Annotated in this window: 1 protein-coding gene (only partly in view); it reads right to left on the bottom strand. The window is 72.1% G+C overall.

Going from position 1 to position 24,114, the window contains the following annotated elements:
* Positions 1-24,114 carry the 5' portion of a hypothetical protein gene (locus ACIBK8_RS06345; protein ID WP_399040424.1) on the bottom strand. It extends 16,866 nt beyond the left edge of the window, so the window shows 24,114 of its 40,980 coding nt (coding positions 1-24,114); the start codon lies at positions 24,112-24,114; its stop codon lies beyond the left edge, outside the window.

Here is a 24,114-nt window from a genome sequence, read left to right as displayed (position 1 = left end):
GGGGACGGATCCCGCTTCGGACTGCGTGTCCGTGGCCGTGTTCGCGGTCGGGGCCGTGTCCGTGTCCGTGTCCGTGTTCGCGGTCGGGGCCGTTTCCGTGTCCGGGGCGGGCTCGGGGGCGGGGTCCTGCACGCCCACGGGCTCGGCCGCTGCCCGGCGTGTGCGCTGTGACAGTTCGGCCGCCTCCCGGATGGCGGCGCGCGGCCCGCCCGCCAAAAGCACCCGACTCAACCGGTCCAGGGCGGTGTCGGTGCGCTCGCGGCGGCGCGCGGCCTCCTGCGCATCGATCCCCGCGTCCTCAGCGGCGTCGGACCACAACAAGTAGTGACGCGCCAGCGCACGCCGGGCACCCGTGCCGCCATCGACGAGGCTGCGCAGCAGGGAGCGCGGGTCCATCTCGACGTCGCGGGCCACCTCGCGGAGTGCGTACGGCATGCCCTGGATCTGATAGGCCAGATTCGCCAGTTGCTGCGGGGGCAGTTCGGCACTCATGTGGAGGCCGAGCCCTGACTCCGCCCCCTCACCCGAGTCCGTGTCCCGGCCGCGCGACATCTCCATCAGCTCGGCCGTGTCGAACCACGGCTGTGCGCCCAGCGACGTGAATTGCTCCACTTCGAGGCCCAGTTGCCCGGCGCGCCAGGCGCTGACCGCTTCGGGAGTCAGCGGCTCGTTGAAGCGGAAGCGCCACAACCGGCGTCGCCGGCCCCGGCTCAGCTCCGCGTAGGGAAGCCCTCCCGTCCGCCCGGACCGCACAGGGGTCTGGTTCAGGTACGCGCCCAGCGCCGGGAGCTCGGCGAGGCTCGCGCCGGCGGCGTGCAGGGTGCGCAGAAGTCCCTGGAGGTAGGCCAGCTCATCCCGCCGGCCCGCCATACGGAAGTTCTGCTGCTCTTCGTCGTCCGACGGGTTGCGCAGGGCATCGGTCAGCATCTCCAGATCGGCGCCGCTGTCCGCGAGCAGCGCGTCGATGCCGCCGTCCCAGTCCTGAGGGCTCTCGCCGCGCCGCACCATCTCCCTGTACGGGGCGCGGAACACCCGCATCAGCGAGAACTCTTCAGGCTGGATCCCGAAGTTGCCGCTCTGCCGGTACAGGAGCGGACCGAGCGACTGCGGCAACCCTGCCGCGTGCGCCAGGCCCTGGATCTGCTGGTACGGGATGTGCCCCAGCGCCTGGATGCTGCCGAGCAGACTCCTCAGGTCGGCAGTGCCCGCCTGGTAGCCGCCCGGCTGGGCCGCGTTCAGGTCGCGGAGGAAGCCGATCGCCTGGGGCACGGTCACGCCGGCCTCGTCCCATCGCGCGTGCTCCGCCCCGTCCATGGCCAGCTGCCCCAGGGTCCACGCGCCGATGCCGTGCAGCACGAGCTGTTCGTCGAGCGGCCCGTCCGACGTGTCCCTCAGGGGCGGTTCGTGCTGAAGCTCATAGTCCGCGGCCAGACCGTGGAGGGCATCCACGGCCTCGCCCAGCTCCATGTCGCGCAGCGTGGCCAAGGCGTTGCCACCGGGGAGGGCATCGCCCTCGGCCCGGTCGTCGGACCAGCGGAGGAGCCGCAGGAGATCACCGGGGAGTATCCGCCCGTGGCCGGGGTGGGGACGGGCCGCCTCGATGGCCAGCCGGTAGAGCCGGGCGCGGCTGTCCTCGTTCAGCGCTCCGACGAGTGCGGCGGAGTCCCTGAGCAGGCCCTCGATCGGCCAGTCGCCCGGCACACCGAAGGCTCGCCCGAAGGCTCGGATCGCACTCCTCTCAGCCAGCGCGTCCGCGTACCAGGCCGAGTACCGGAATCCGTCCAGAATGCCGGCACTCCCCGTGGAGACGGGGTGGATGTCCTGAACGACGTCGTCGCCCCGCCCGAATTCCTGGACCAGGTCGTCGAACCTTTCCAGCGCTTCCGCGAAGTCGCCCTCGCGCAGCGTCTGCACACCGCTCCGCGGCCACCGGTTTCCGAAACGCTCCTCGGAGGCCGCCCAGATCAGGGCCCAGATGACCTGCGACGGCGCGTACCACCTGTTCTGCCACACCTGTGTCTGCGGCGTCGGACCGGCCATGCCGGGGTCGGCCAGGAACCGGTACAGCCACGCGCGTTCGACGGGGGTGTTGGCCCCCACCAGGGATGCGGCGTGCTCCACGGTGCGGATGCTGTGCTCGTTGTCGGGCAGCCCGAACGTCGTCAGGAAGTGTTCCCTGGCGTCCTGTTCGTGCCGGGCCATCGCCTCCGGCGTCTCCGGCTCGGGCCGGAGGGACCAGTGGATCAGGGACTCGGACCAGGCCGGCGGGGCGACGTCATGCGTCGGCGCGTCGGTCACCTGCTGTTCGCCGTCGGCGGGCTGCACGGGCTCGTCCGGAGCATTTTCGTCCGGTACATGCTCGTCCGGTACGTGCGCGTCCGGTACGTGCTGCGGCGTCACGTCGTCCTGGCTCGGCTCGGGTGCGACGTGGGCGGCGGCATCGGATGCGGCGGTGGGGGGAACGTCGTGGAGGCCGGCCGGGGGCGGCGTCGGGGTGTCGGGCAACGTGGCGTGCAGGGTGGCGAGTTGGGTCGCCACCCGGTCGGCGACGGAGGTGCGCTGCAGCGCCGACGCCCTGTTGAGCGGCTGGAAGACCGCGGTCAGGTCGTGCCGCTCCCCGAGTGTGCGCAGGGTTTCCAGGGACATCGGGTGCTGCTTGAGCACCCGGTAGAGGTTCTTGGGGTCGGTCAGACCCAGGCGGCCCGCCGCGGCCCGCAGGTCGGTCAGGGACGGCACATCGGGCATCCCCTGGACCACGTCCAGCAGGTTCCGCATCCGCTGGACGCCGCGGCCGAGGCCCGTGCGCAGGTCCTCCAGCCGCCCGATGTCATCGGCGGTGAAGGTACGCAGCCGGGATTCCGGTACGTCCCAGGTGCGGGACGCCCACCGGCGCACCGGCTCCGGGGCCGGTGTGGCAGGAACCGGGTAGGGCGGGGGCTCTTCGCCTTCCTCGACGAGGGACAACCGGTCCGCTTCCGCGGACTCGTCATCGGCGGGCCCGGAGCCGGCCACGTGCTGCTCCGGCTCTTCGGACGGCGGCAGCGGCTGGGTGTCGCCGTCCGGCTCGTGTTCCTCGTAGGAGGGCAGGCGGGCGCCGTCCAGATCGGCGCGGACCTCGGGGTCCAGGACCACGTCGGCACCCGGGTCGGTTTCCTGAGCCGGCGTCTCGTGGATGGCGGCCCACCTCTCCACCATCCGGGCGAGGTTGTGGCCGGCCAGCCAGTCGCGGGTGTATTCCCACCGGCCGTGTGTGCCCCGTGCCGCCAGCTGCGCCCAGACATCGTTCGGTGTATCGCGCCGCACCATCAGGAAGAGGATGTCGGCCAGTTCACCGAGGTGGGCGGTCGTGCGCAGCTGCGGGTGCCCTCCGAGAGTCCTGAAGACGGTGTGGTGGAGGACGGCCCAGACCGGGTCGTCGCGCAGGGTGGCGAGCGACGGCGGTCGGGGGCTCCAGGAGGTGTCGCCGTCCAGCGTGTGGTCCGAGGGGACGAACGCCCGCAGGAAGCTGTCCGCCGCGCTGTAGGTGGAGGTGCCGAGGTGCTGGGTTCCGGCCTCTGCGTCCTGGTGTGCGGGCGCGGCGAACAGCGAAGGCAACCGGTCGGTGAGGTAGGCGAAGGCGGCGCGGTCGGCGGGCCCCTGGAGCCGTAGCCGCTCGATGGTCCGCCGCATGTTGGCTGTCCAGGCGTCCGTCGGCGTCCAGTTGGCGCCCGACCGCGCACGGTCGGCGTGCAGCATGTCCAGGTCGCCCTGGAAGAGCTGCCTGAGGTCGAGGATGCCGATGTCCAGCACGGCCGCTGCGGCCTGCGCGGTGGTGGCCGGCCCGCGACCGCCGAACACGGTGTCCGCCAACTGCTGCTGGACACCGGTGCCCCCGGCGTTCGCCGCCCGGTCCTGCGCCCGCTGCTGCTGGACGCCGGTCCCCTCGGGGTTCGCCTCCCGGTCCCGCAGCCACTGCGCCACCTGCCGCCCGGCCTCGTCCGCCAGGGCCTCCCGCAGCTCCGCGAGCGATGAGCCCCGGGCTTCCAGGTGGCGGCGGAACGCGTCCAGGTCGGCCAGGCCCAGATCCCCCGCGCCCGCGAACCACGCGAGGTCTCGTGGCTCGAAACCGATCAGCGCCAGCCTGCTGCGCAGCGCGTGCGCGGGCACGACGGACCGCTCGTCGGGCCGGAGCTCGCCTGCCCACGTCAACTCGCCCGCGAGCGACACCAGATGCTCCGTCGGCACCCGGAGCAGGTTCGCCGTCTTGATGACGTCGGGGAGAGGGACGCCCAGCGTCCCGGCCAGGTCGGTGACGGCGCCCGGCAGCCGCCCCCACGCCGTCGCGTATTCGAGGACGACGCGCATTCCGTCGGTGTCGAGCCGCCACGCGCTCGCGGCCGTCAGCAGGTCGCGGACGTCCACCGACGCCGGCAGATCCTCCCATTCGTCGATCAGGTCCGCCACGGCGGCCGGGATACCCAACTCATCGGCGAGGTCCCAGAAGACCTCCTGGATCGGGGCGCCTTCGGGGGTGTCCAGAACCCACTCGGATCGCCCTGTCCCGTACCGGCCGTCATCCCGGCTGACGCGGCTGACGGTGTCGTCCCGGTTCCCGTCGTCGTCCTCGGTGTGTTCGCTGTGCTGGGTGTGTTCGCTCAGCGGCGTCAGCCCGCCCGACCGGTCGCGGCCTGGGTCCGTGGTGTCCGGCTCGGAGTCCTCGTCGCTGAAGAACGTCATCTCGTGCGGGGCGGTGCCGGTGTCCTGCGTGGGGTCCGCTCCCGGCAGGGGGTCCGTGTAGGGCGGCGGCGGTGTGTCGCTCTCGTAGCGGGGCGACCACTCCCGCCATTCGGTGAGCCGCTGCGGCAGCACGATGTCCCGGCGCCGGTACAGCTCGCGCAGCCCGTCAGGGCCGCCGACGAAGCGGACGAAGCCCTGCAGCGTCTCGGGGTCGTCGCCCGCCCGCGCGGAGCCGTCCCAGTGCATGGACTCCGTACGGGCCAGGCTCAACAGCCAGCGCCTGACGGCCGGTTCGGACGCGCCGATGCGGGACAGCTCGCGCTCGGCGAAGCGTACGAAGTCCCGGTGCGGGCGCTGCCACGGATGGCCGGAGCCGGAGCGCAGCGCGCCCAGTTGGCCGGGGAAGAGGAAGGCGAGGTCCTGCGGATCGGCGTGCAGGTCCCGCGCCGCCCGGTACAGGTCCTTGGGGACGGGCATGCCGAGGCGGGTGGCGAGCGCCGTGATGTCGGTCGGCATCCGCCCGATGAGCCGGGTCATGGTGACCAGGTTGTGCATCTCGCCCACGCCGAGTTCGACCCCGAGCCGGTCGAGCCGCCGTGCGTCGAACCACGCCTGCCGCCGCAGGGCGGTGAGCGTGTGGAGCCCGACGTCCCACCGGGCGGCGAGGTCGGCGATCTCCCAGTCGGTCAGCAGCCGGCGCTCCGAGTCGCCGGACGCCTCCGTGAGCGGGCCCGACGCCTCCGCGTACGTGGGCGGTTCCTGCCGCAGCCCCCGGTCCCGGTAGTTCAGGAGCAGGTCGTCCCGCCTGCTGGGGTGCATGTCACGCAGGTGCGCCACGACCTCTTCGGCCCGGCGCAAGCGGTCCGCTCCGGCGACGTAGTGCAGGAAGGAGCGCATCGTTCCGTGGGGGATACGGCTGTCGCTGCTGTGGACGGTGGAGTCGCCGTCCGGCCAGGGCATCGACGCGCGGCCCGCCAGCTCGATCAGCCACGCGGCATCGGAGTTCCGCCCGCCCCTGAGGGTGGCGCCGTACCGGCCGAGCTGCCGCTGGACCATGTCCAGGAAGTGCCCGGCGGTCCGCAGCGGGTCCTCCGCGTTCACCGCGCGCAACGAATGCGGGAAGACCTGGGCGAGATGGCGGGGGTCGGCACCCAGGCCCCTGGCGATGCGGTACAGGTCCTTGACGCTGTGCATGCCCAGGTCACGGGCCAGCTGCGGGATGTCCGTCGGGATCCGTCCGATGGACTCGCTGAGGTCGGCGAGGTGCGCCGTCTGCCGGACGCCCACGTCGGTGCGCAGTTGGCTCAGTTGCTCCGGATCGAACCACGCGTAGCGGGCCAGTTCCCGGAAGCGGTCGCGGGTCAGGCCCGTCGTCCTGGCCCAGCGTGCGACGTCCTGTTCGGAGTAGGCGCGTGGCTCCTGGTAGACGGGCAGGGGGTCGGGCTCCGGCCCGACGCCGGTGCCCTCGGCCGACGGTGCGGACTCGGCGGTCTGGTGCAGGGCCGCCTTGTAGGAGGGTGGGTCGTCCTGGGGGGTGGAGCGCTCACCACTGCCCGTGGGCGGTTCCGCCTCGCCGTCCTGGGAGGATCCGGTCGGCTGGGCGGCGTCCTGCTCCTCGTCGGACGATTCCCCGAACGCGTGCCGGCTCACTGCCTCTTCGGATGCGTCGAGCTGCTCATCCCAGGCCAGGACCCGCTCGTCGATGAAGCCGGTCAGCTCGGTCATGCTCTGCCGCACGTCGGACGGCTTCGCCCCCAGCGAGCTGAGGTCCTGCGGAAGCGCGTCGAGCTGCGCGGAGAGCGCGTCGAGCTGCGCGCGGGCCCACTTCGCCAGGTCCCGGGTACGCCGCAAGGCTTCCCCGCTGGGCTCCTCCGGGCCGTCCCAGGCCACCGCGCCGTCGTTGCTCCGCACGCCCTCGGCGAGGCTCGGGTGCGTCAGCTGCGTGGCCAGTTGCAGGGTCAGTTCCGACCAGTCGGTGACGAATGTGTCCCACGCCGGCAGGTTGCTTCCCCGGGCGACGGCGGTCAGTTGGTCGCCGAGCGCCGTGAAGGTCGCCAGGTGTCCGGCGAACTCGGGGTGTTCGCCTGCGGTGCCTGCGGCGGCCGGCAGCTCCGTGACCGGCTGCTGTGCCGTACCCCCTGCGGGCGTCGGGGTGGTGAGCGCACCGGACGCGTCGCTGTGCGCAGGCCCGGAACCGGTGGTGGTGCCGTCGCCGGTGCGTGCGTGCTGCGGGAAGAACGTGACGAACCGGCCGCGCTCCCCTCCCGCCTCGTAGGCGAGGGCGAAGGTGTAGTCGGCCGCTCCGTTGACCACCATCACCTTCGTGGTGGGGGCGATCACCGTCAGACCCGTCTCGTCCGCGAATTCCTGGGCGAGGAGACGGCCGGACTTGCCCACGGTGCCCGCGTTGCACGCGAACAGCAGGACCTGGGCCGACTCCCTGGCGGTCCGCTGGAGATTGCTGAAACTCGGGCTGCGGGACAGTACCTCGCCGCCGAGCGTGTCACCCGTTACGGAGTGATCGACGCCGTCCTCCGTCATCAGCGTGACCCGGCCGGCCCCACCGTGCAGGAGGCCCAGATACAGGGGGCGCGTCACGTCCCAGTCCACCGGCTCAAGCCCGTCTTCGGGCACGTGGCCGCTCTTCCCGGCACCGGTCCCGTCGGCCGCGGTGGTCAGTTCGTAGTGCGCGAACTTCGGTTTCGTCAGGTCGATTTCGGTGTGCAGCGGCCGGCCTGCCGCCATGTCCCGCGCGCTCAGGAACAGGCGACCGATCCGCCGGCCGCCGGGGGCCGTGATCGGCACATGACGCACGTCGCCCAGCCGGATGGTCCCGGCCTCGTGCTTCGCCGTCCGTACGGTCCGGAGCTGCGAGTCCTCGTCGTGGAAGGCGCTCTGCGCATCCTGGTCCGGGTGCGTCGGCTCGGTGTGTGTCGGCTCGGTGTGTGCCGACTCCGGCGCGGTCGTGGCGTCGTCGCCGTCGGCCGGCTCCGTCCCGGGCTGTGTCACGGGCTGTGTCACGGACGGTTGGATGATGGTGATCTCGGCGCGGCGCCGGTCCTGGGGGGTGTCGGTGGCGCGGTCGGGCGCCGTCGGTTCCCGCTGGGTGAGGGTGAAGTCATCGGCCGTCAGGCGGGGGCCTTCGCCCTGGTCGAGCGCGTCGAGCCGCTCCGCCAGCTTCGTCCGCAGCATCTCCGCGGCACGCGCGGCCCGCGTCCGGCCGGTGCGCCGCGCCTGGTCCGCGGAGTCCACGAACGGCAGCCGGGAGCCGTTGCCGAAGCCGGTCACCTGGGCCTCGGGAAGCGGCAGGCCGGCGCGCAGGTTACGCAGCCCCTGCTCGATCAGGAGGTCCGCCACACGGTCGATGGCGGCGTGCTGCTTCGGGCTGGTGATCGTCTTCGAGCCCTCGGCGAACGGCACGGAGTGGGTGTCATCGCCGGGGGTTGTCGCGCCCTGACCGGGGAGTGCGGTGTGGACGACGGAAGGCGCGGCGGGCTCGGAAGCGGGGTCTTCCGTGTCCTGTACCGGTTCCTGCGCAACCTCTTTCGCCTGGAGGTTGCGTGCCAACCGCCCCAGCGGCGAGTCATCGGCCTGGAGGTTGCGTGCCAGCCGCCCCAGCGGCGAGTCATCGGACTGGAGGTCGTCGTCCGACACCGACCTGCGCGAGAGCGCGGACAGCCGCTTCTCGGCCTCGTCGTCATCGGAGGTGCGGGCGGGCTCGTCATCCGTTGCGTGAACGGGCTCGTCATCCGGGCTCTGGACGGACTCCTCCCCCGGGGACGTCGCGTCGGCTTCGGGCGTCTCCTTCTTCCCGGAGAGCAGCGCGAAGATCTCGTCGCCCGCCGAGAGCGGGGCGTCCTTCGGCGAGGCCGGTTCCTTCGACGAGGCCGGTTCCTCCGGCTGCGTGATGTTCTCGACGACGGTCGGTGCAGGCTCGGTCGTCGTCGGCGCTGACGGAGTGGTGAGGTTCCGACTGCCGTCGCCCGTATCGCCGTTGTAGTGGTTGATGCCGTTGTAGCGGAAGATGACCGGCGGGCCGTCGGGCGGGCCCAGTGGGGTCTCCAGCATGGTGCCGTTCGGCCGGCTGACGTAGATGCTGACGCCGAACGCCTCGGCCAGCAGCGGCGTGAGCTGTTCTCCGTAGTGCTCCTGGGCATAGGTGTGCGGCCAGCCCTTGGCGGTGTCGAGCAGTCCTTGGAACTCCGTGGTGGTCCAGCCGGATGCGTGCTCCCAGGCGTACTGCCTGAACAGTTCGAGGGTGTCGGTGTCCATCGCGGCAAGCTGGTCTGCCACGCTGCGGTTCAGGTCGACCTCGGGGAAGTCGCTCTCCGCAAGCGCTCGCAGGATCTGATCGAGATCCTGCTCGGACGAGGCCGGGCCGCGGAGCCTGCGCTCGTAGGCGGGGAGCCAGTCCCTCCTGAGGCGGTGCAGTTCCTCGGTGCTGCGGATGCGTTCGCCCAGTTCCCGGAGAAGGTCCTCCCGGCTTTCGGATGACGTGTGTGTGGTCCGGTGCATCCGGGCGGTTGGCCGGGACGCCAACCGCTCGGGCATGGTCGTGAGGTCCCCGGTGAGGAAGTCCAGGACGTGCTGGTGGGCGAGGCGAACGGCCTGGGAGAAGACGGCGCCCGCGGTCCGGTTGCCGCCGGCCGGCGCCTGCGCGGCGCGGCGCACCGCTGCCGGGTCGCTCAGCAGCTCATCCACCTCGCGGTGATGCGTCAAGTCGAGCTGCTGCCTGACGTGTTGGGGCGCATTCACGATGAGTGACGAGATCTGGCACCAGCCGTCCCCGGGGACCGGCAACTCGGTCCCCAAGGACGGGGGGCCTGCGGGGTGGGGCGGGTCCACCGTGACGGACTGCTGCGGCGGGGTGCCGACCGGTGCCGTCGAAGAGGGCGAGGAGTGGGACTGCTGGTCCGTCGCATCCGTCGTCGGGGCGGACGATCCGCCGCCGCGCGGAATGAGGGCCTTGACCGTGTCCCCCTCCAGGACCACGGTGACATGAGGGAGCGTCAGGTCGCGTTGCCCGTCGGGTCCGGCCGGGTGGAAGACCTCGACGCCGGCGTCGGGGCGTACGACGTGGACCTCGACTCCGTAGGCGCGGGCGAAGTACAGGGGCGCGAGGTAGAGGTCGGCGTCCTCGCGGTCCTCCATGGTGCCGTGGCGCAGCGGGGAGTTGGCCGGGCGTTCCATCTGGAGGGCGATGAGTTTGAGCCGCGCGGCGTGCGGCAGCCGGACGTTGGTGTGGAGGGTGCCGTCCTGGTGGAACTCGAGCTGGTGCTTGGGGTCCAGGGTGATGCCTGCCTCGTCGAGGTCCGCCTGGGTGAAGCGGTCCCTGCCGGGTTCCGGCTGGAGCCAGGTGTTGCCGGTGTCGTTGGCGGCGTTGAGCCAGGAGTCGGGGTCCTCGCCGTCCTGCCGCAGGCGGTCGGCCATCGCCTGCCGGACGCGCTGCGCGATCTCGGCGGGTGTGCCGCGGTGCGGCGCCACGGGAAGCGCCACGCCCTTGTCGGCGAGCTTGGTCAGCGCGGCGTTCAGGGCGAGCGGCAGGCCCTCGCCCTTGGTGCTGTCCGGGTTCGCGGCGTCGTGCGGGTCCAGGACGTCGTAGACGGTGCCGTCGTCGTGCGTGTAGGTGGTGGGGCTGTCGTCCTTGCCCTCGGTCTCGCCCGCCGTGAACTGCACGGGCTTGTCGAGGACGGCCAGCTCTTCGGCGGCCAGGCGCTCGTCATCGCCGCGGTCCTTGACCAGGGGCGGCTCGGGGAACGACGAAGGCTTCAGGCTTGCCGCGAACTCGGCGTCGGACGCTTCGCGTTGGGCGGTGCGGTGCAGCTTCTGGAGCGCCGCCAGCTGCTCGGCGGCCTCCTGCCCGGCCTTGGTCCTGGCTTCGGAGCCCGCGGGCTGCTCCTCGAATGCCTTCCGTGCCGCGTTGAACCTGGCCTGCTGCTCCGCGATCCGGCCGGTCAGGTCGTCGGTGGTCTCCACCGGGACGCCCTTGCGGAGCCGTTCGGCCGCCTCGGCCAGCAGTTCGGCGTCCGTGTCTCCCCGGCCGGTGGCCGCTTCGGCCTCGGCCAGCTTCGCGGCGATGGCGTCGCGGATGCGCTGCGCGGCCTCCTGGGCGCGGGCGCGGGTCTGCCGGAGGTAGGCGATCTCGGCGCGGCGCAGCACGACGAGGCGCTGGGCGGCCCTGCGGTCGGTGGCGGTCTGTCCCTCGCGGGCGGCGTCGTCCTGTGCCTCGCGCAGTTCCTGCCGCTTCTTGGGCAGTTCCTGGTCCAGCGCCCAGGCCATGATCTTCTCGCGCAGTTCGGCGTGGGCGGGCGGGACGGCGCCGCCCGCCCAGATGCCGCCGTAGGACTCGGCCTGCGACACCAGCTCCCCTACCGACGGGTCCTCGTACGGGGCGGGGAGCGGAGCCGGGCTCTCCGCGTCGTCATCGGTGGCCGGGGTCGCCAGCGGCCTGCGGGTGGTGTCTTCCTCCTTGTCCCAGGTGTACGGCTCGGGCTTGCCCTGGGCTTCGGGGCGGCCCGCGTTGTCCAGGTACCAGTCCCGCTGTTCGTCCGCGCTGCGGAGGGCCTTGTCCACTTCCTTCTTGAGGCGCTCGATCTCGGCGCGCAGGCCGACCCGCTCGACCGTGTACTCGAACAGGCGGCTTCCGGCGGACCGGCCGCTCTTGTCCAGCTCTTCGGCCGGGCGCGGCGGGGTGGGCGCGTTCTCGTGGGACGCGCTCCCGGCGGACGCGCTCCCGGCGGACGTCTGCTGCTGCGCGCGGCGCGCCTGGCCGGCCTCGCGGATGACCTCGTACAGCTCCTCGTAGCACCGTTCGACGCGCTTCTCGGCGCCCACGTACAGCTCCTGTGTGTCCTTGACCTTCTCGCGCAGGTCCTTGACCAGGTCGTACGCCTTCCCCACGGACTCGGGGAAGTTGTCGTCGTCGAGCAGGCCGGCCTCGCGCAGGACCCGCTCGGGCACCAGCGCCACCACCTTGTCCGAGGAGAAGGCGGCGGTGGCCGAGCCCTTGGCGGACTCGACGACGTGGCCGAGCAGTTCGGCGGTGGCGGCGTCGGTGGCTGGTGTGCCGCCGCGCCTGAGGGTTGCCTTGGCGCTGTCGAGTGCCTTGCCGATGGTGTCGGACGCCGACTTCAGGCCGTGCTTGGTGACGGTGGCGTCGACGAGGAAGTCCAGCGGCACCTCGACCAGGATGCGGCGCTCCGCCTTGGGCGACACCGCGGAGTTGACCGAGTTGCTGACGGCGCTCTGGGTGGTGGCGACATCGCCGCCCTGGGTGACCGGCGCCGTGCCGCGGCTGGTCATGTTGCCGGTGGTGGGCTGCACGGTGTGGGTGGGGTAGGCGCCGCCGGTGAGGCTGGAGCTGGCGGTGAGTCCCTCGGCGTGCTGGGTGGTGTCGGTGATCCGCTCGTCGCTGGTGAGGGTGACCTCGTCGAAGACGGCGAGGATCTTGGGCCGGGCGGTCTTCGCCCGCGCGTGGACGGTGATGTTGCCGCGGGCGGCGCCGAGAGCCGAGCTGTCCTCCAGCGTGGGCTGCTGCCAGCCGTGCGTGCCGAACGCCTGCGACAGCATCTCGCGCAGTACCAGTGAGCTGTTCTGCTGGGCGAGTTGACGGGCCGCCGTGGTGCGGGGCCTGGTCAGGCTGCCGCCGCCGACGGCGGTGGGCTCGGTGGAGACGGACGGCCCGGATTCCTGGCCCTGGGGCGGCCGGGACAGGGTGGTGGCCTGGCCCGCGGCGGCGTCCAGTGCCGCGGTGGCGTTCGCCAGCAGGTGGTGCGCACCCTGGGCGTCGAGGAACACCACGTCCTGGTGGGCCAGTGCACCCGTCAGCGCGCCGTTCCTGGCCTGCCAGGTGCCGGAGGGTACGGGCTCGATGATCTGCGGGGCGGGGGCCGGGGCGGAAACCGGGGCGGGGACGGGGTCGGAGACGGGCTTGGCCACCGGCCGGCCGGACGTCGTCGCCTCGGTCGTGGGCGTCGTCCCCTTGGTGGCGGACGCATCCGACTTGAGGGCGGACACATCCGGCTTGGCGGCGGGCACATCCGGCTTCGCGCCGGTCGCCTCCTCACGGACCGGCGTCAGCAGCAGCTCCGGATGCATCTGGATCAGCGAGCCGGCGTTCGCGCGCGCCTGGGTGACGTGGCCGTCCTCGTCGGTGTGGGTCAGCTCGATCTGGTAGTCGGCGCCGAAGTCGACGAAGCCGCCGCCGATCGACAGGGTGCGGGTGGTGCTGACCGCTTCGGTGACGGTGAGGGTACGGGTGGTGGTGGCGGTACCGGTCGCGGTCAGCGGCACGCCGACGCCCACGACATTGCCGGGCGGCTTGCCCTCCGTGGTGTTCGGCTGGGTGAGCGCGGTCTGTGTGCTGGTCACGCCGAGGCTGTGGGTCTCGGCCACGGCGACCGCACGGGACCGCGTGAAGGAGACCGAACGGTCCTCGTCGACCGAGACGTTGTGCTGGGTGTGCCGCTGGGTGAGGGGGCCTGGCACCAGTCGCAGCCACACGCCGGAGCTGAGCGGGACACCCTCGCGTACGAGTTGGTAGTGCAGGCCGCTGTTGAGGGAGTCCGGTGTCAGCAGCGTGTCGAGTTCGACGCGCAGCGCTCCCGCGGGGCCCATGCTGCTGTCGGGCAGCACCTTGCCCGCCTTGGATCCCAGTTGCCCGGCGAAGGCCCGCAGTGCGGGTCCTGCGTCGAGCGCGCCCCGTACGGAGACGAACGAGGGCAGGTCCTTCGGCGGCAACCACCGGGTGTTCTGGGGCAGTTCGTCCAGGCCGTTGGTCGCCCAGCCCAGTCGGCGGGCGTCGTCCAGGGAGTAGACCGTCGTCTTGTCGCCGGGCACCGTGGCGCCGCCGAACCCGGTGCGTTCCGGGGCGAACCAGCGCAGCGACTTCACTCCGCCGGTCACGATCCAGGTGGTCTCGTCGAAGTCCACCCTCGCCATCCGTCCGGACCGGGTTTCGGTGAAGGTCGTGCCGATGGAGAGCGAGTGGGATGTGGTGTGCGTGGTGCCGCGGTTGAACAGGGTCCACACGACGCCCCAGCCCTGGGACTCCTGGACCTTCCCCGGCACCCCGGCGTTGAAGGCGGTGCCGAACGTCAGCTGCGCCTGGGCGTTGACGGTGCGGGTCAGCGAGGTCCCGGTGCCGACGCTGAGGGCGCTGGAGACGGCGTGCTTGGCGTCGAGGTTGCTGTCGACGATATCGCGGACCTTCGGGCCCCGGGGCCGTGCTTCGAGACGCAGCTGTGCCTCGAAGCGGAACGCACGGTCGCGGTAGTGCAGCAGGTCCAGGGTGCGTCCGCCGTGCGCCGCGGCGTCGAACTGCGCCGCCAACTGCTCGGTGAGGGCCATCAGATCGGTGTGTGCCTGGGTGCCCCGGATGGCGAGCTTCTGCTTCAGGTGCTCCGAGAGCTGCCCGAGCACGTCCTTTGCCACGGCGGCGACGTAGGGCCCGTGCCCGATGCGGACGTGGGAGTGGAAGGCGTCGTCCCGGTCGTGGCGGACCCGCGGGGCCGCGGCCAGGGCCTCGGCCTCCTGCGGCGTCAGCTGTGTGACGCCTTGCTGCGGCGTCCACAGTGCGGTGCTGCCGGTGTCCTGCGCCTCGTTCCGGGGTGCATCGGGCAGCGTGGGGTTGCGGCGCGGCAGCCGGAGGTTGGCGGGCATCAGCGCGGTGGGGTGGAAGATGTGGACCTTGACCTTGGCGATCAGGTTGCCGTCCGGGTTCCCACTCAGTTCGATCTTGCTGGGGTCGATGTTGAACATCTCCCCGGCGGCGAGCCGCAGCAGGTAGCGCGGCTCGGCGTGGTGCTTTCCCTCCAGCGACAGCACACCTTCGGCCACGTAGGCGTGGACGCCCTTGCCGGGCCCCAGGGCGTATTCGGTGCCGGTCTCCACGCCGGCCTCGGACTTGCGGGCGTAGTTCTCGCCGTACGTGAAGGTGGCGCCGCCCATCGCGAGGTTGGAGGCGGCGGCGGGCTTGAAGCCCACGTCGACGCCGGCTCCCGCCTGCCAGTTGAGCTGCCCCTCGGTGCTGGTGGAGATGTTGCGGGCGCCGGACAGGCTGCCGGCGGTGGTGGTGTCGGGCTGCAGGCCCGCGTAGGTGAGGCCGGAGAGTTCCATGGTCATGGTCAGGGCGGCGGTGTGACGGCGCAGCCATCCGGAGCGCCGGAGCACCACCGTCGAGCCCGATGCCTCGGCGGTCAGGTCACCGATGCTGTCGAACGTCCCGCGCAGGAGCTTGGGGCCCTGCGTCTCCAGCGCCGTCGCCCCGTGCCGTGCCCGGAACTTGTTCTGGTTGCGCAGGCCCCTGCGCTGTCCGGCCTTGGGGGTCGGGTACGCCGGGGGCCCCACCGTGAGGCCGGCGTTCTTCAGCACCCGGCGCAGGGCCTTATCGGCGGCGTACGGCAGGTAGTGCCGCGTGCTGCGCAGGGCGGTCGCCTCGGTGGAGACCAGCTGGCGCACCTTGGGGTTCGTGTGGTGCGCCAGTGCCTGCTCGGTCTGGTGGAGGAGCTGGTGGGCAAGCGGGCGGGTCTCCTCCGGCGACGGCGGCTGGGCGACCGGGTCCTGCGGCGTGTCGCCGGTGGCGCGGACGTGCGAGTCCGTGGTCTCCACGAGCGGCGCGCTGGGGGTGGCGGGCGTGGCAGGTGTGACGGGCGTGTTCGGCGGGGTCGAGGTCTGAGGGGTGCCGTCGGTCTCCCGCAGGGACGCGGTGGTGGCGGGCGGCGAGGGCGTGTGGGTGGTCAGTGCAGGGGCGGTCTTCGACCTCTTCATCATCCGGTCGTGCCGCCCCATACGGGCCTGGGACGCCTTGCCGAGACCGGCCGCCTTGATCAGCGACGACACGGCACGCCGCCGCAGGCGGGGCCTGGGCATGCGGGACGGCGCCTGGGAGGCGACCACCGCGGCGCTGATGCGCGTGTAGTGCATCGAGTTCAGCAACAGCTGGGCGTCCCGCGCCAGTTCCACCGGCCGCGGCGGCTCGATGAAATCCGGCACCTGCGGCCCGTTCGGGCTGTCCTGGCCGCGCGAGCCCGACAGTGCCAATGCGTCGCGCTGGTTGATCAGCCGGTTGTCGTCCCAGCCCGCCCAGGCCCGCGCGGAGTCCTTGGGAGTGCGCAGGAGCGCCGAGGCGGGGAAGCTCCGGACGAGGGTGTCCTGGTGCGCGATCAGTTCGTCGGGCGGCCCGAATCCGGAGGCTTTGTAGCCGGGCACGAACTCGACGTTGATCTTCAGGGCCTGCTTGTAGAGCCCCTGCGCCGACTTGTCCGACAGGCCGTACTGCACCTGCCCCTTGTCGGAGACCGTCAGCGTGTCGGTGCGGCCGGTGCCCACCTGGCCCGTGAAGCCCGCCTGGGCGCGGACGACGGAGTTCTCCGCAGGTCCCGCGGTGACGGTCACCGAGAGGTTGCTGGCGACCGCCCGGCTGCGGTCGTTGCCGACCGCGGTGTTCTTCTGGACCTTGTTGTCGCTTTCACCGTGCGCGATCGTCCCGACCAGCTCCGCCGGCTTGCTGCGGTCGATCTCGACGCTGTAGCGGAACACGCCGATGACCTTGCCGTGCTGCCCGAAGGCGACCAGTTCCTGCACGTCACCCCGGATGGTCGGGATCAGCTTCTCGTGCATGGCGTGGGTGGCGAAACCGCTGAGGACGGCCTGCATCGCCGGCATGTCCGGCGTCATCTGGCCGTGCTGGACGGCGACTTGCAGGGCCCAGTCCAGGAAGTCCTGCGAGATGACGAGGTGGTCGGGCGACACCAGGTCGGGGTAGGTGCCGACCGGCATGACGAAGCTGTCCGGCAGCCCGGTGGGGGCCTTGGGCTGCTTCGCCGTCATGGCGTCCGGCACCCGCCACTCGAAACCGCTGCCGACGGGGATGTACACCGGCCGGGACGCGGTGGGCACCCGCTCGCCCCGGTCGTCCAGCGCATACGTCCTGGCCTCGTAGAGCACATCGTTGACGTAGGTGTGCGAGTCGCCCTCCGAGCCCACGCCGCGGGTGTCCGTCGAGGTGGAGGCGTGCACGGTGCTGTGCGACGCCTGGTTCAGGCCGCCGGTGACGGAGGCGCTGAACATGCCGGACGTACCGGTGCCGGGCGCGAACCCGGAGTTCACGCCGATCTGGTGGCTGGCGGACTGGGAGTACGACGTGGCGCTCTTCTCGCTGCTCCGCTGCCCGCCCTTGACCTTGACCTTCTCCGGGTCCGCATAGCGGCTGTACGCACCGTGGTTGAGGGCGCTGACGGCGAGCAGCCTGGTCTCGCCCGTCTTGGTCCGGTAGCTCAGGAACGTGCCGTGGCCCAGCGAGGTGGGCTTGTTGCCCGACGCCTCGTCCGGGTGCGCCAGCAGCGCGTGCGGGCGGTGCTGCATCAGCTTGACGAGGTCGTTCCGCAGGCGCGCACGGTCCCGCGCATCAATGTCCGTCACGCTGTTGGCGAGCTGTCGGGCGACCGTCTCCGCCTCCCGCAGCGTGATCTTGGTGCCGCCGACCGCCGATGCGTGCCGCTCCAGGCTGCTCTCGTCATCGAAGGTGTCCTTGGCGCCCTTTTTGTAGAGGGTGCCGAAGTCGGTGGACGCGGGATCGAAGCGGACCGGCCGGTCCGCTTCGAGGTACTGCCGGTCGAGCGTCAGCTTGTCGTCGGCCACCGATTCGGGCAGTTTGCCGTCCTCGTCGCGAGGGGCGAACACCACCTCGCGCTGAAGCTCGCGCAGCAGCTTCTCGTGGTGCTCGACCTGCGCCGCCCGCCACTTCTCCGCAGAGTCCACCCGCAGGCCCGACAGCTCCTGCGTGTGGACGTACGCGGCGAACTCGCGCTCGGAGGTGACGTGGTCGAACCAGACGTTCAGCTCGTCGGGGGTCAGCGCCCGCGGCCGGTCGGTCGTGGCGGGAGTGGTGTCCGTGCCGGATCCGGTGCTCGCCGTGGCGGTGCTCGCGGCCTGCGGAAGGCCGGGAAGGCTGGGGTACCACGTGCCGCCGAGCGGCTCCGGCGCGGGCCTGCCCTGCTCCTTGTACAGCCGGGCGCGTTCGCCCTCCATCCGCTGGATCATGCGCTGGATGCGCCGCCACGGCTCGGTCGATGCGCCCTGGAAGCCGTCGTCGGTGTGCCGGACCGTGACCTCGGTGCCCCAGGTCCCGCCCACGCTCTCGTGGCTGCCGTCCTCCTTGACGAGGGTCACGTTCAGGTGCAGCTTCTCGGCCGCCGCCTTGGCCGCGGCCTTCGCCAGCGTCTCGTCCCACGCCGTGCCCGAGCGCAGTTGGTGGCGGGCCAGGGCACGGCGCTGCGCGGCGTCGAGTGCGCCGGGGAGCCGGCCGGCAGTGTCGAAGCTGCTGCGGGCCTTCGCGTCGAGGACGATGCCGATCGCGGCCAGTTCCTCGTCGCTGACCGCCCGCTGGGGCAGCTCGACCTCGTCGAGCGTGGCGGTGGTCGCCTCTCGGGCGATCAGCTCGGCCAGCGAGCGCACCCGCCGGACGCCTTCCGGGGAGGCGTACTGCTTGGGCAGCACACCCGTCAGCGCTTCGCTCAGCGCCTTGGCGAAACCACTGCTGCCGGGTGCGGGAGCACCGAGCCGGTACGCCTCGCCGCTCGGGTCCATCAGCTTCTTGCCGTCGGACACGAGCTGGAAGCCGGCCTTGCCCATCTTCCGGAGCGCATGGCGCACGGCGAGCGGGTCGGGCATCAGGTGCGGGAACCTGCCCGCGTCCTCGCCCCCTTCCTGCTCGCTCAGCCTGCGCAGTCCTTCGGAGAGGCGGACGACGTGCCCGTCGGGTCGCAGGTCGATCGAGGTGAAGAGCATGTCATCGGCCGGCACCGGCACCTGCCGGTCGTCGGCCGCGTCCCGCCAGCCGGTCCGCCCCTCGTGCTCGACCACCCGCAGCAGCTGCCCGCTGACCGGGCGCAGCCAGATGACCTCGTCCCCGTGACGGACCGCGTGCAGCCGTACGGAGGTGCCCTTGCCGTTGGTGCCGATGACGAAGGAGGCCGCTCCGTCGCCTTCCTGGCCCAGCGACTTCAGCGTCGCCTCGATCGCCTGGACGGTGCTCTTCGCCCCCTCCCACGTCTTTCCGTAGGCGAGTTGGGTGCGCAGGGTCTCCCAGTCGCCGCGGGTGTGTGGGGCGGTGACCTGCGTGGGGGTGGGGCCCGACAGGTCGTCGGATGCGGAGCGGTCGGAGTGCGTGATCTGCGCGTCTTCCTGGCCCGTGCGGTCCGGCGCGGAGCGCTGCGGGGTCACCGTCACCGGGCCCGACGGCGTGCCCTGCCCGTCGTCGTCGGACGTGTACTTGCGCACCCGCTCCTCGGGCGTCAGCAGCTCCTCGCCCGGATACATCTCCTGCAACTGCCGGATGGACTCCGGGTCGTACGGGTCGACCCCACCGGCCGGCTCGTTCCGGCGCAGGGCCTGCAGCCGCCGCACCAGCTCGCTGTGCTCGGCGTCCTCGTGCCGGGCGGTGTCATCGTGCTGTGCGGTGTCCTCGTGCCGTGCGGTGTCATCGTGCCGTGCGGTGTCATCGTGCGCGGAGGTGACGGGGGCTCCGTCGTCCACGGGCTGCGTCGCGGTGTCCGGGCTGGTCACGAGGGTGCCCGCGCCATCCTGCTCGGTCTGCTCGGTGGTGTCGCGCTCGAAGCGGCCCCGGTGTTCGCTCTCGTGTCGGAGCCAGCGCGCGGCGTCGAGGTCTTCGGGGCCCCACATCTCCTGGAAGGTGGTGAACCACTCCTCGCGGGTGCGGGAGCCGATGCGGGTCAGCTCGTCCCGGGCGATGTCGTGACCTGCTGCGGCGCCGTGGAAGCCGCGGGCCCAGGTGCCCAGTCCGTCCGTGGCGCTGATCTCGAACAGCAGCCGGTCCGGCAGCTCCGCGCTCAGGCTCTCCCTGCCGTCCCGCCAGCGGGCCGGTCCGTCAGCGGTGGGCGGGGCGGTGTCAGTGGCGGTATCGGTGTCGGTCGCGCTGTCGGTGTCCGACGGCGATGGCGTCTTCTCCGGCTCCGATGTGTCCGTACCGGGCGCCTTCTCCGCCGCCACCGAAGCGTCGGGTCCTGGCGCCTCCTCCCCCGCCTTCCCGAAGACGGTGTCGAAGGGGAAGAGGGCGTCGAACTGGGCCGTCACCCGGTCCACGTGCTCGGTGACGAACCGGTCCTTGGCGTCACGGGGCAGGAACTCCGCCTCCCGCTCGGCGAGTTCGGTCGCCTCCTGGCGGGCCCGGTCCTCCGCCACGGTCCGCGCCACCGCGAGCGCGACCCGTCGCCGCGCCGCCTCCGGCTTCGTGTACGACTCCAGGAGACGCTGCGCCTCCGCGGGGTCGCGGTGCTCGCTCTCGGCCCACGCGTCCAGCTTCTGGTGCAGTTCCCCGCCGAGCTTGACGGCCGCGGTCCGCTGCGCGGCATGGCCTGCCGTCTGCCCGCCCAGTGAGAACTCGTTCTTGAAGTCCTCACCGAGGTCGTCCAGCGCCCGCTGCCACGTCCCGGACGCCGCCTCCTTGACCGCGTCGACGGCTTCCTTCGCGGCCGATTCCTTGGCCACCTGGAGTTCCAGCAGGCCGGGCAGCTGCTCCTGGCGGGCCCTTCGCCGCTCCTGCCAGGCGCTTTCCACCGCCCCTTCGCTGGTGGGCCGCTGCCCGGCGCCGGGAGGCCCGTAGATCTCCAGCCGGTCCTGGTCGTACGTCTCCAGCCACTGGCGCCGCAGCCGCTCCCTGCCCCCTTCGGAGAGCGCCGATTCCGGCTTCTCCCGGGGGACGAGCGCGTCCTCGGACCGTTCCTCGTCCGGCGTCTCGGTGCGGCGGACGGCGGCGCTGTCCGCCGCGCTCTCGAACAGCTGCTGGGCCTGCCGGCGGTGGGTGACGTCCTGGACCGCGTCGCCGAACGCCCGGTGCAGCTCCGGGAGCGCGGAGTTGAGCGCCTTGAGCACACCGGCGGCCTGCCGCCCGAGCTGCTCGCCGACCGCGGCGGAGGTGAAGGCACCGTCGCTCATCGCGTCGAGGGCGGTGATCAGCCGCTGCGGGTCGGTGCGCAGCGGTCCGGCGCCGAGCATCTCTTCCATGACGGCGCGGGCACGGTGCTCGAAGGCGTACCGGGCCTCGGCCAGCGCCCGTTCGCCCCGGGTGCGCTGCGGCTGCTCCTGGTCTTCCGCGCCGTCGGTCGGCCGCGGCCCCGCCGTGGGCTCCACCTCGTCGAGCTGCGCCCGCACCTCGGGCGCGAGGCCGCCGCGCCAGTTGTCGAAGGCCGCATCGGCCCACCGGCCGACGTGTTCCAGACCGTGCTCGATGACCCACTGGCGGTCCAGGTGCGCGCGCAGCGCTTCCGGGGTGGCGAGCGGGTCGTGCCCGTCGGCGGCGAGCTGGTTCCTGCTCCGCTCCAACTCCCGGTCGTACAGGCGCTGGAGTACCCGGGAGCGCAGGTCGTCGTCGGTGGCGGTGCGGGGGCCCGGCCGTCCGCGTCCGGTCGTCAGCTGCTGGTCGGACGGCGACGCGCGGTGCCCACCCTGGTGGGCTGCGGTGCCGTCCCCGCCCGTGGGCTCCGTGTGTCCCAGCCGGTCCCCGGCCCACTGGTCGAAGACGTCGTCGAAGAACTTCTCCCGGGCCGCGTCCCGTTCGGCCTGGGACAGTTCGGCGTCCCGCCAGCCGGCCATCCTGGCCTGCTCGTCGCGCCACCGGTCGGCGCGCGCCTGCCGGTCTTCGGCCTGCGACCAGTGGGGCGCGGCGGATGCGTGCTGCTGCGCGCCCGGCGGCATGCCGAACGAGCCCGTCAGATCCGCGTGCAGGGCCGTCAGGAATTCCGCGCTCTGCGCGCGGACCGCCGCCTCGTCGAACACCGGCTCGGACTCGGGCTGCGGCAGCGGCCGTCGGGCGGCCAGCACCTGCTCCTCGATCCACTCCTGCCGCTCCCGCTCGGTCAGCGGGCGCAACGGCGCCTCGGTGTCGTCCGTCGGCAGGTGGGTGGCGCCCGCCCCGTCGGTCCCCTGCTGTCCGCTGCTCTCGCCGTCCGCGGTGTGCCGTGCCTCGCGGACCCGGATCATGCGGTCGACCAGCTCGGACGGGTTCGGGGGTGCGGTGTGGCGCGTGGCCTCGGGCGTCGGCGTGGGCGTGGCCGCGTGCGGGGTGGCGGTGCCGGATGACGTGTCGGTGGTGTGCAGGTTCCCCGGGGTGGGGGTGGTGGGGTGGGGCGGCTCGGGGGCGGGCCCCGGTGGCGTCGTGGGGGACGCGCTCTCCGTCGCGTGCGGTGCGGGGGGCGGCGTGGCCTGGTGCGGGGTGCCCTGCTCGGAGTCCGTCGTGGCGGTGTCGGTGGACGGCTCCTGGTGGTTCGTGTCCGGCGCCGGCGACTTCTGGGTGCTGCTGGTGACGACCTCGCGCGGCTTCGGCGGCGGCACCGGGCCTTCCTGGCCCGTCGGCCGTGTGCCACCGGCCCGGCTCTGCGTGGCCTCGTGGCTGCCGCCCGGCGCGGACGGCGGGTTCAGGGGCCCGCCGGTCTTGCCGCCGGTGGGTGCCGCGGCGCCCGTGCCGCTCGCGGTGGCCGGGGTCTGCTGCGTCGGCCCGTCCTGCTGTACCGGCGCGCCGGGCCCGGTCGCGTACGGGGTGGGGCCGTCGTCGCCCAGCTGCTCGGTGGACGTGCGCTGCGGGGCGGGCGGCTGCACCGGTCCTTCGTGGGAGGTCGCCGCGGTCGGTTCGTGGCCCGATGCCGTCGCGGGGCCGTCGGATTCGGTGGAGACGGTGTGCCGGGCCGCGCTGCCGGACGCGTCGTCGTACGAAGTGCTCGTCCCGGAAGCGCCGTCGTGCAGGGTGTCCGGGCCGTCGGAGCCGCCGTCGTAGGTCGTGCCGGAGAGTGGGGTCTGAAGTGAGGTCTGATCCGTGGTGCTCGTGGTGGTGACCGACGGCGGGGTGGCGGACGGCTCGGTCAGCATCGACGCGGAGTCGTTCGCCGTCGACGGGCCGAACACCTGGTCCTTGAACGCCTTCAGGCCGCTGCCCACGGCCGCCATCGACGGGTGGATCACGTGCTGCGTCACCGGCGGCATGGCGTATTCGCCGATGCCGCGTCCTGCCGCGCCCATGACCATGCCGCCGGCGAACGCGCCGCCCGTCGTCTCGAACTTGCCCGTGAAGGCGTAGTTGACGACGGCGTCCGACAGGGCGTTGTTGGCGCCGTCGGTGAGGGTGCCGGCGGCCGTGCCCGCCAGGCGGTAGCGGAGGTTGCCTTCGAGGTGGTCGCGGAGCGCGGCGTGCATGGCGTCCGGGACATCGTGCGCGAACAACTTCGCGCCGTCCGCGCCGAGTTGCTTCTCGTACGGCTTGAGGACGTTCTGCAGGGATTCCTTGGCGGTGTTGCGCTCGGCGTCCGCGGCCCAGTCCTTGACGACGGCGCGGCCCCAGTCGCCGCCGAGCTGCTTGGCCTCGGACTCGGTCAGCGCCTTGCCGCCCAGGTGCTTCTTGAACAGGTCGCCGGTCTTCTCGGTGAAGGCGTGCGCGATGGTGCCCTTGCCGCCCTCGATTCCCTTGCCGAAGCCCTTGGACAGCTGGGCCTGGGTGTTGCTGACGAGGCTGCCGAAGTCCTTGCCGAACGCCTGCTGTTCGGCGTGGGTGAGCTGGGACAGCGGGCCGGGCGCGGTCTTCTCCAGGCCGCTCGCCGCCTTCGAGCCCGCGCCCGCCACGTCCTTACCGAAGCTCTTGGCGCTGCCGCCGGCGAAGAGGTTCCCGAACTCCTTGCCGAGTGCGCCCTTCACGCCGGTGCCGATGGCGTTGCCGAGCCACTTGCCGAGGCCGACGCCGACGAGGTCGAACGGGGCGGCGATGGCGCCGCCGATGGCACCGGCGGCCGTGGCCTGGCCCAGGAGCTTCGTGTCGATACCGTCGCGGTGGCCCTGCCCGATCTGGATTCCCTGGATGGCGGCGTCCACGACGAATCCGACACCCGCGCCGATGACGGCCTGCATCGCGATGGATTTCAGCAGCGACGTGATCAGGCTCATGATGAATTCGCGGATCAGCGCGAATTCGAAACTCATGCCGAGCATGACGCCGGGGCCGAAGAAGAAGCTGAAGAACGCCATGGCCGCCTGCATCGCGACCATGGCGACGGCCTGACCGATGATCGACCACTTCGTGTGTTCCACGTCGGTGGCCGTGTTCTTGGCGTTGTCGGCGAGGTGTTCGCACTGCTTCGCCGCGCCGTCCAGGATCGGCTGGTCCCCGGAAACCAGGTAGTTCACCAGGTCGAGGAAGGCGTCGGCGGTCTGCCCGGTGAAGTTCTCGCTGATTCCCTTGGCGACTTCGAGGAAGTATTCCTCGGCCTGCCGGAAGTCGCCCGCGGTCTTCCGGTAGGCGGCCTCCGCGTCCCGGAGGGTGTCCTCATTGGCCTGCGGCCATTTCATGCCCAGCGCGTTGAGAACGTTGATGACATCCTGGGAGGGCATGAGGGCCAC

The sequence above is a fragment of the Streptomyces sp. NPDC050161 genome, assembly GCF_044460025.1.
In the GTDB taxonomy this organism is placed as follows: Bacteria; Actinomycetota; Actinomycetes; order Streptomycetales; family Streptomycetaceae; genus Streptomyces.
This window is presented reverse-complemented; position numbering and strand designations above follow the sequence as displayed.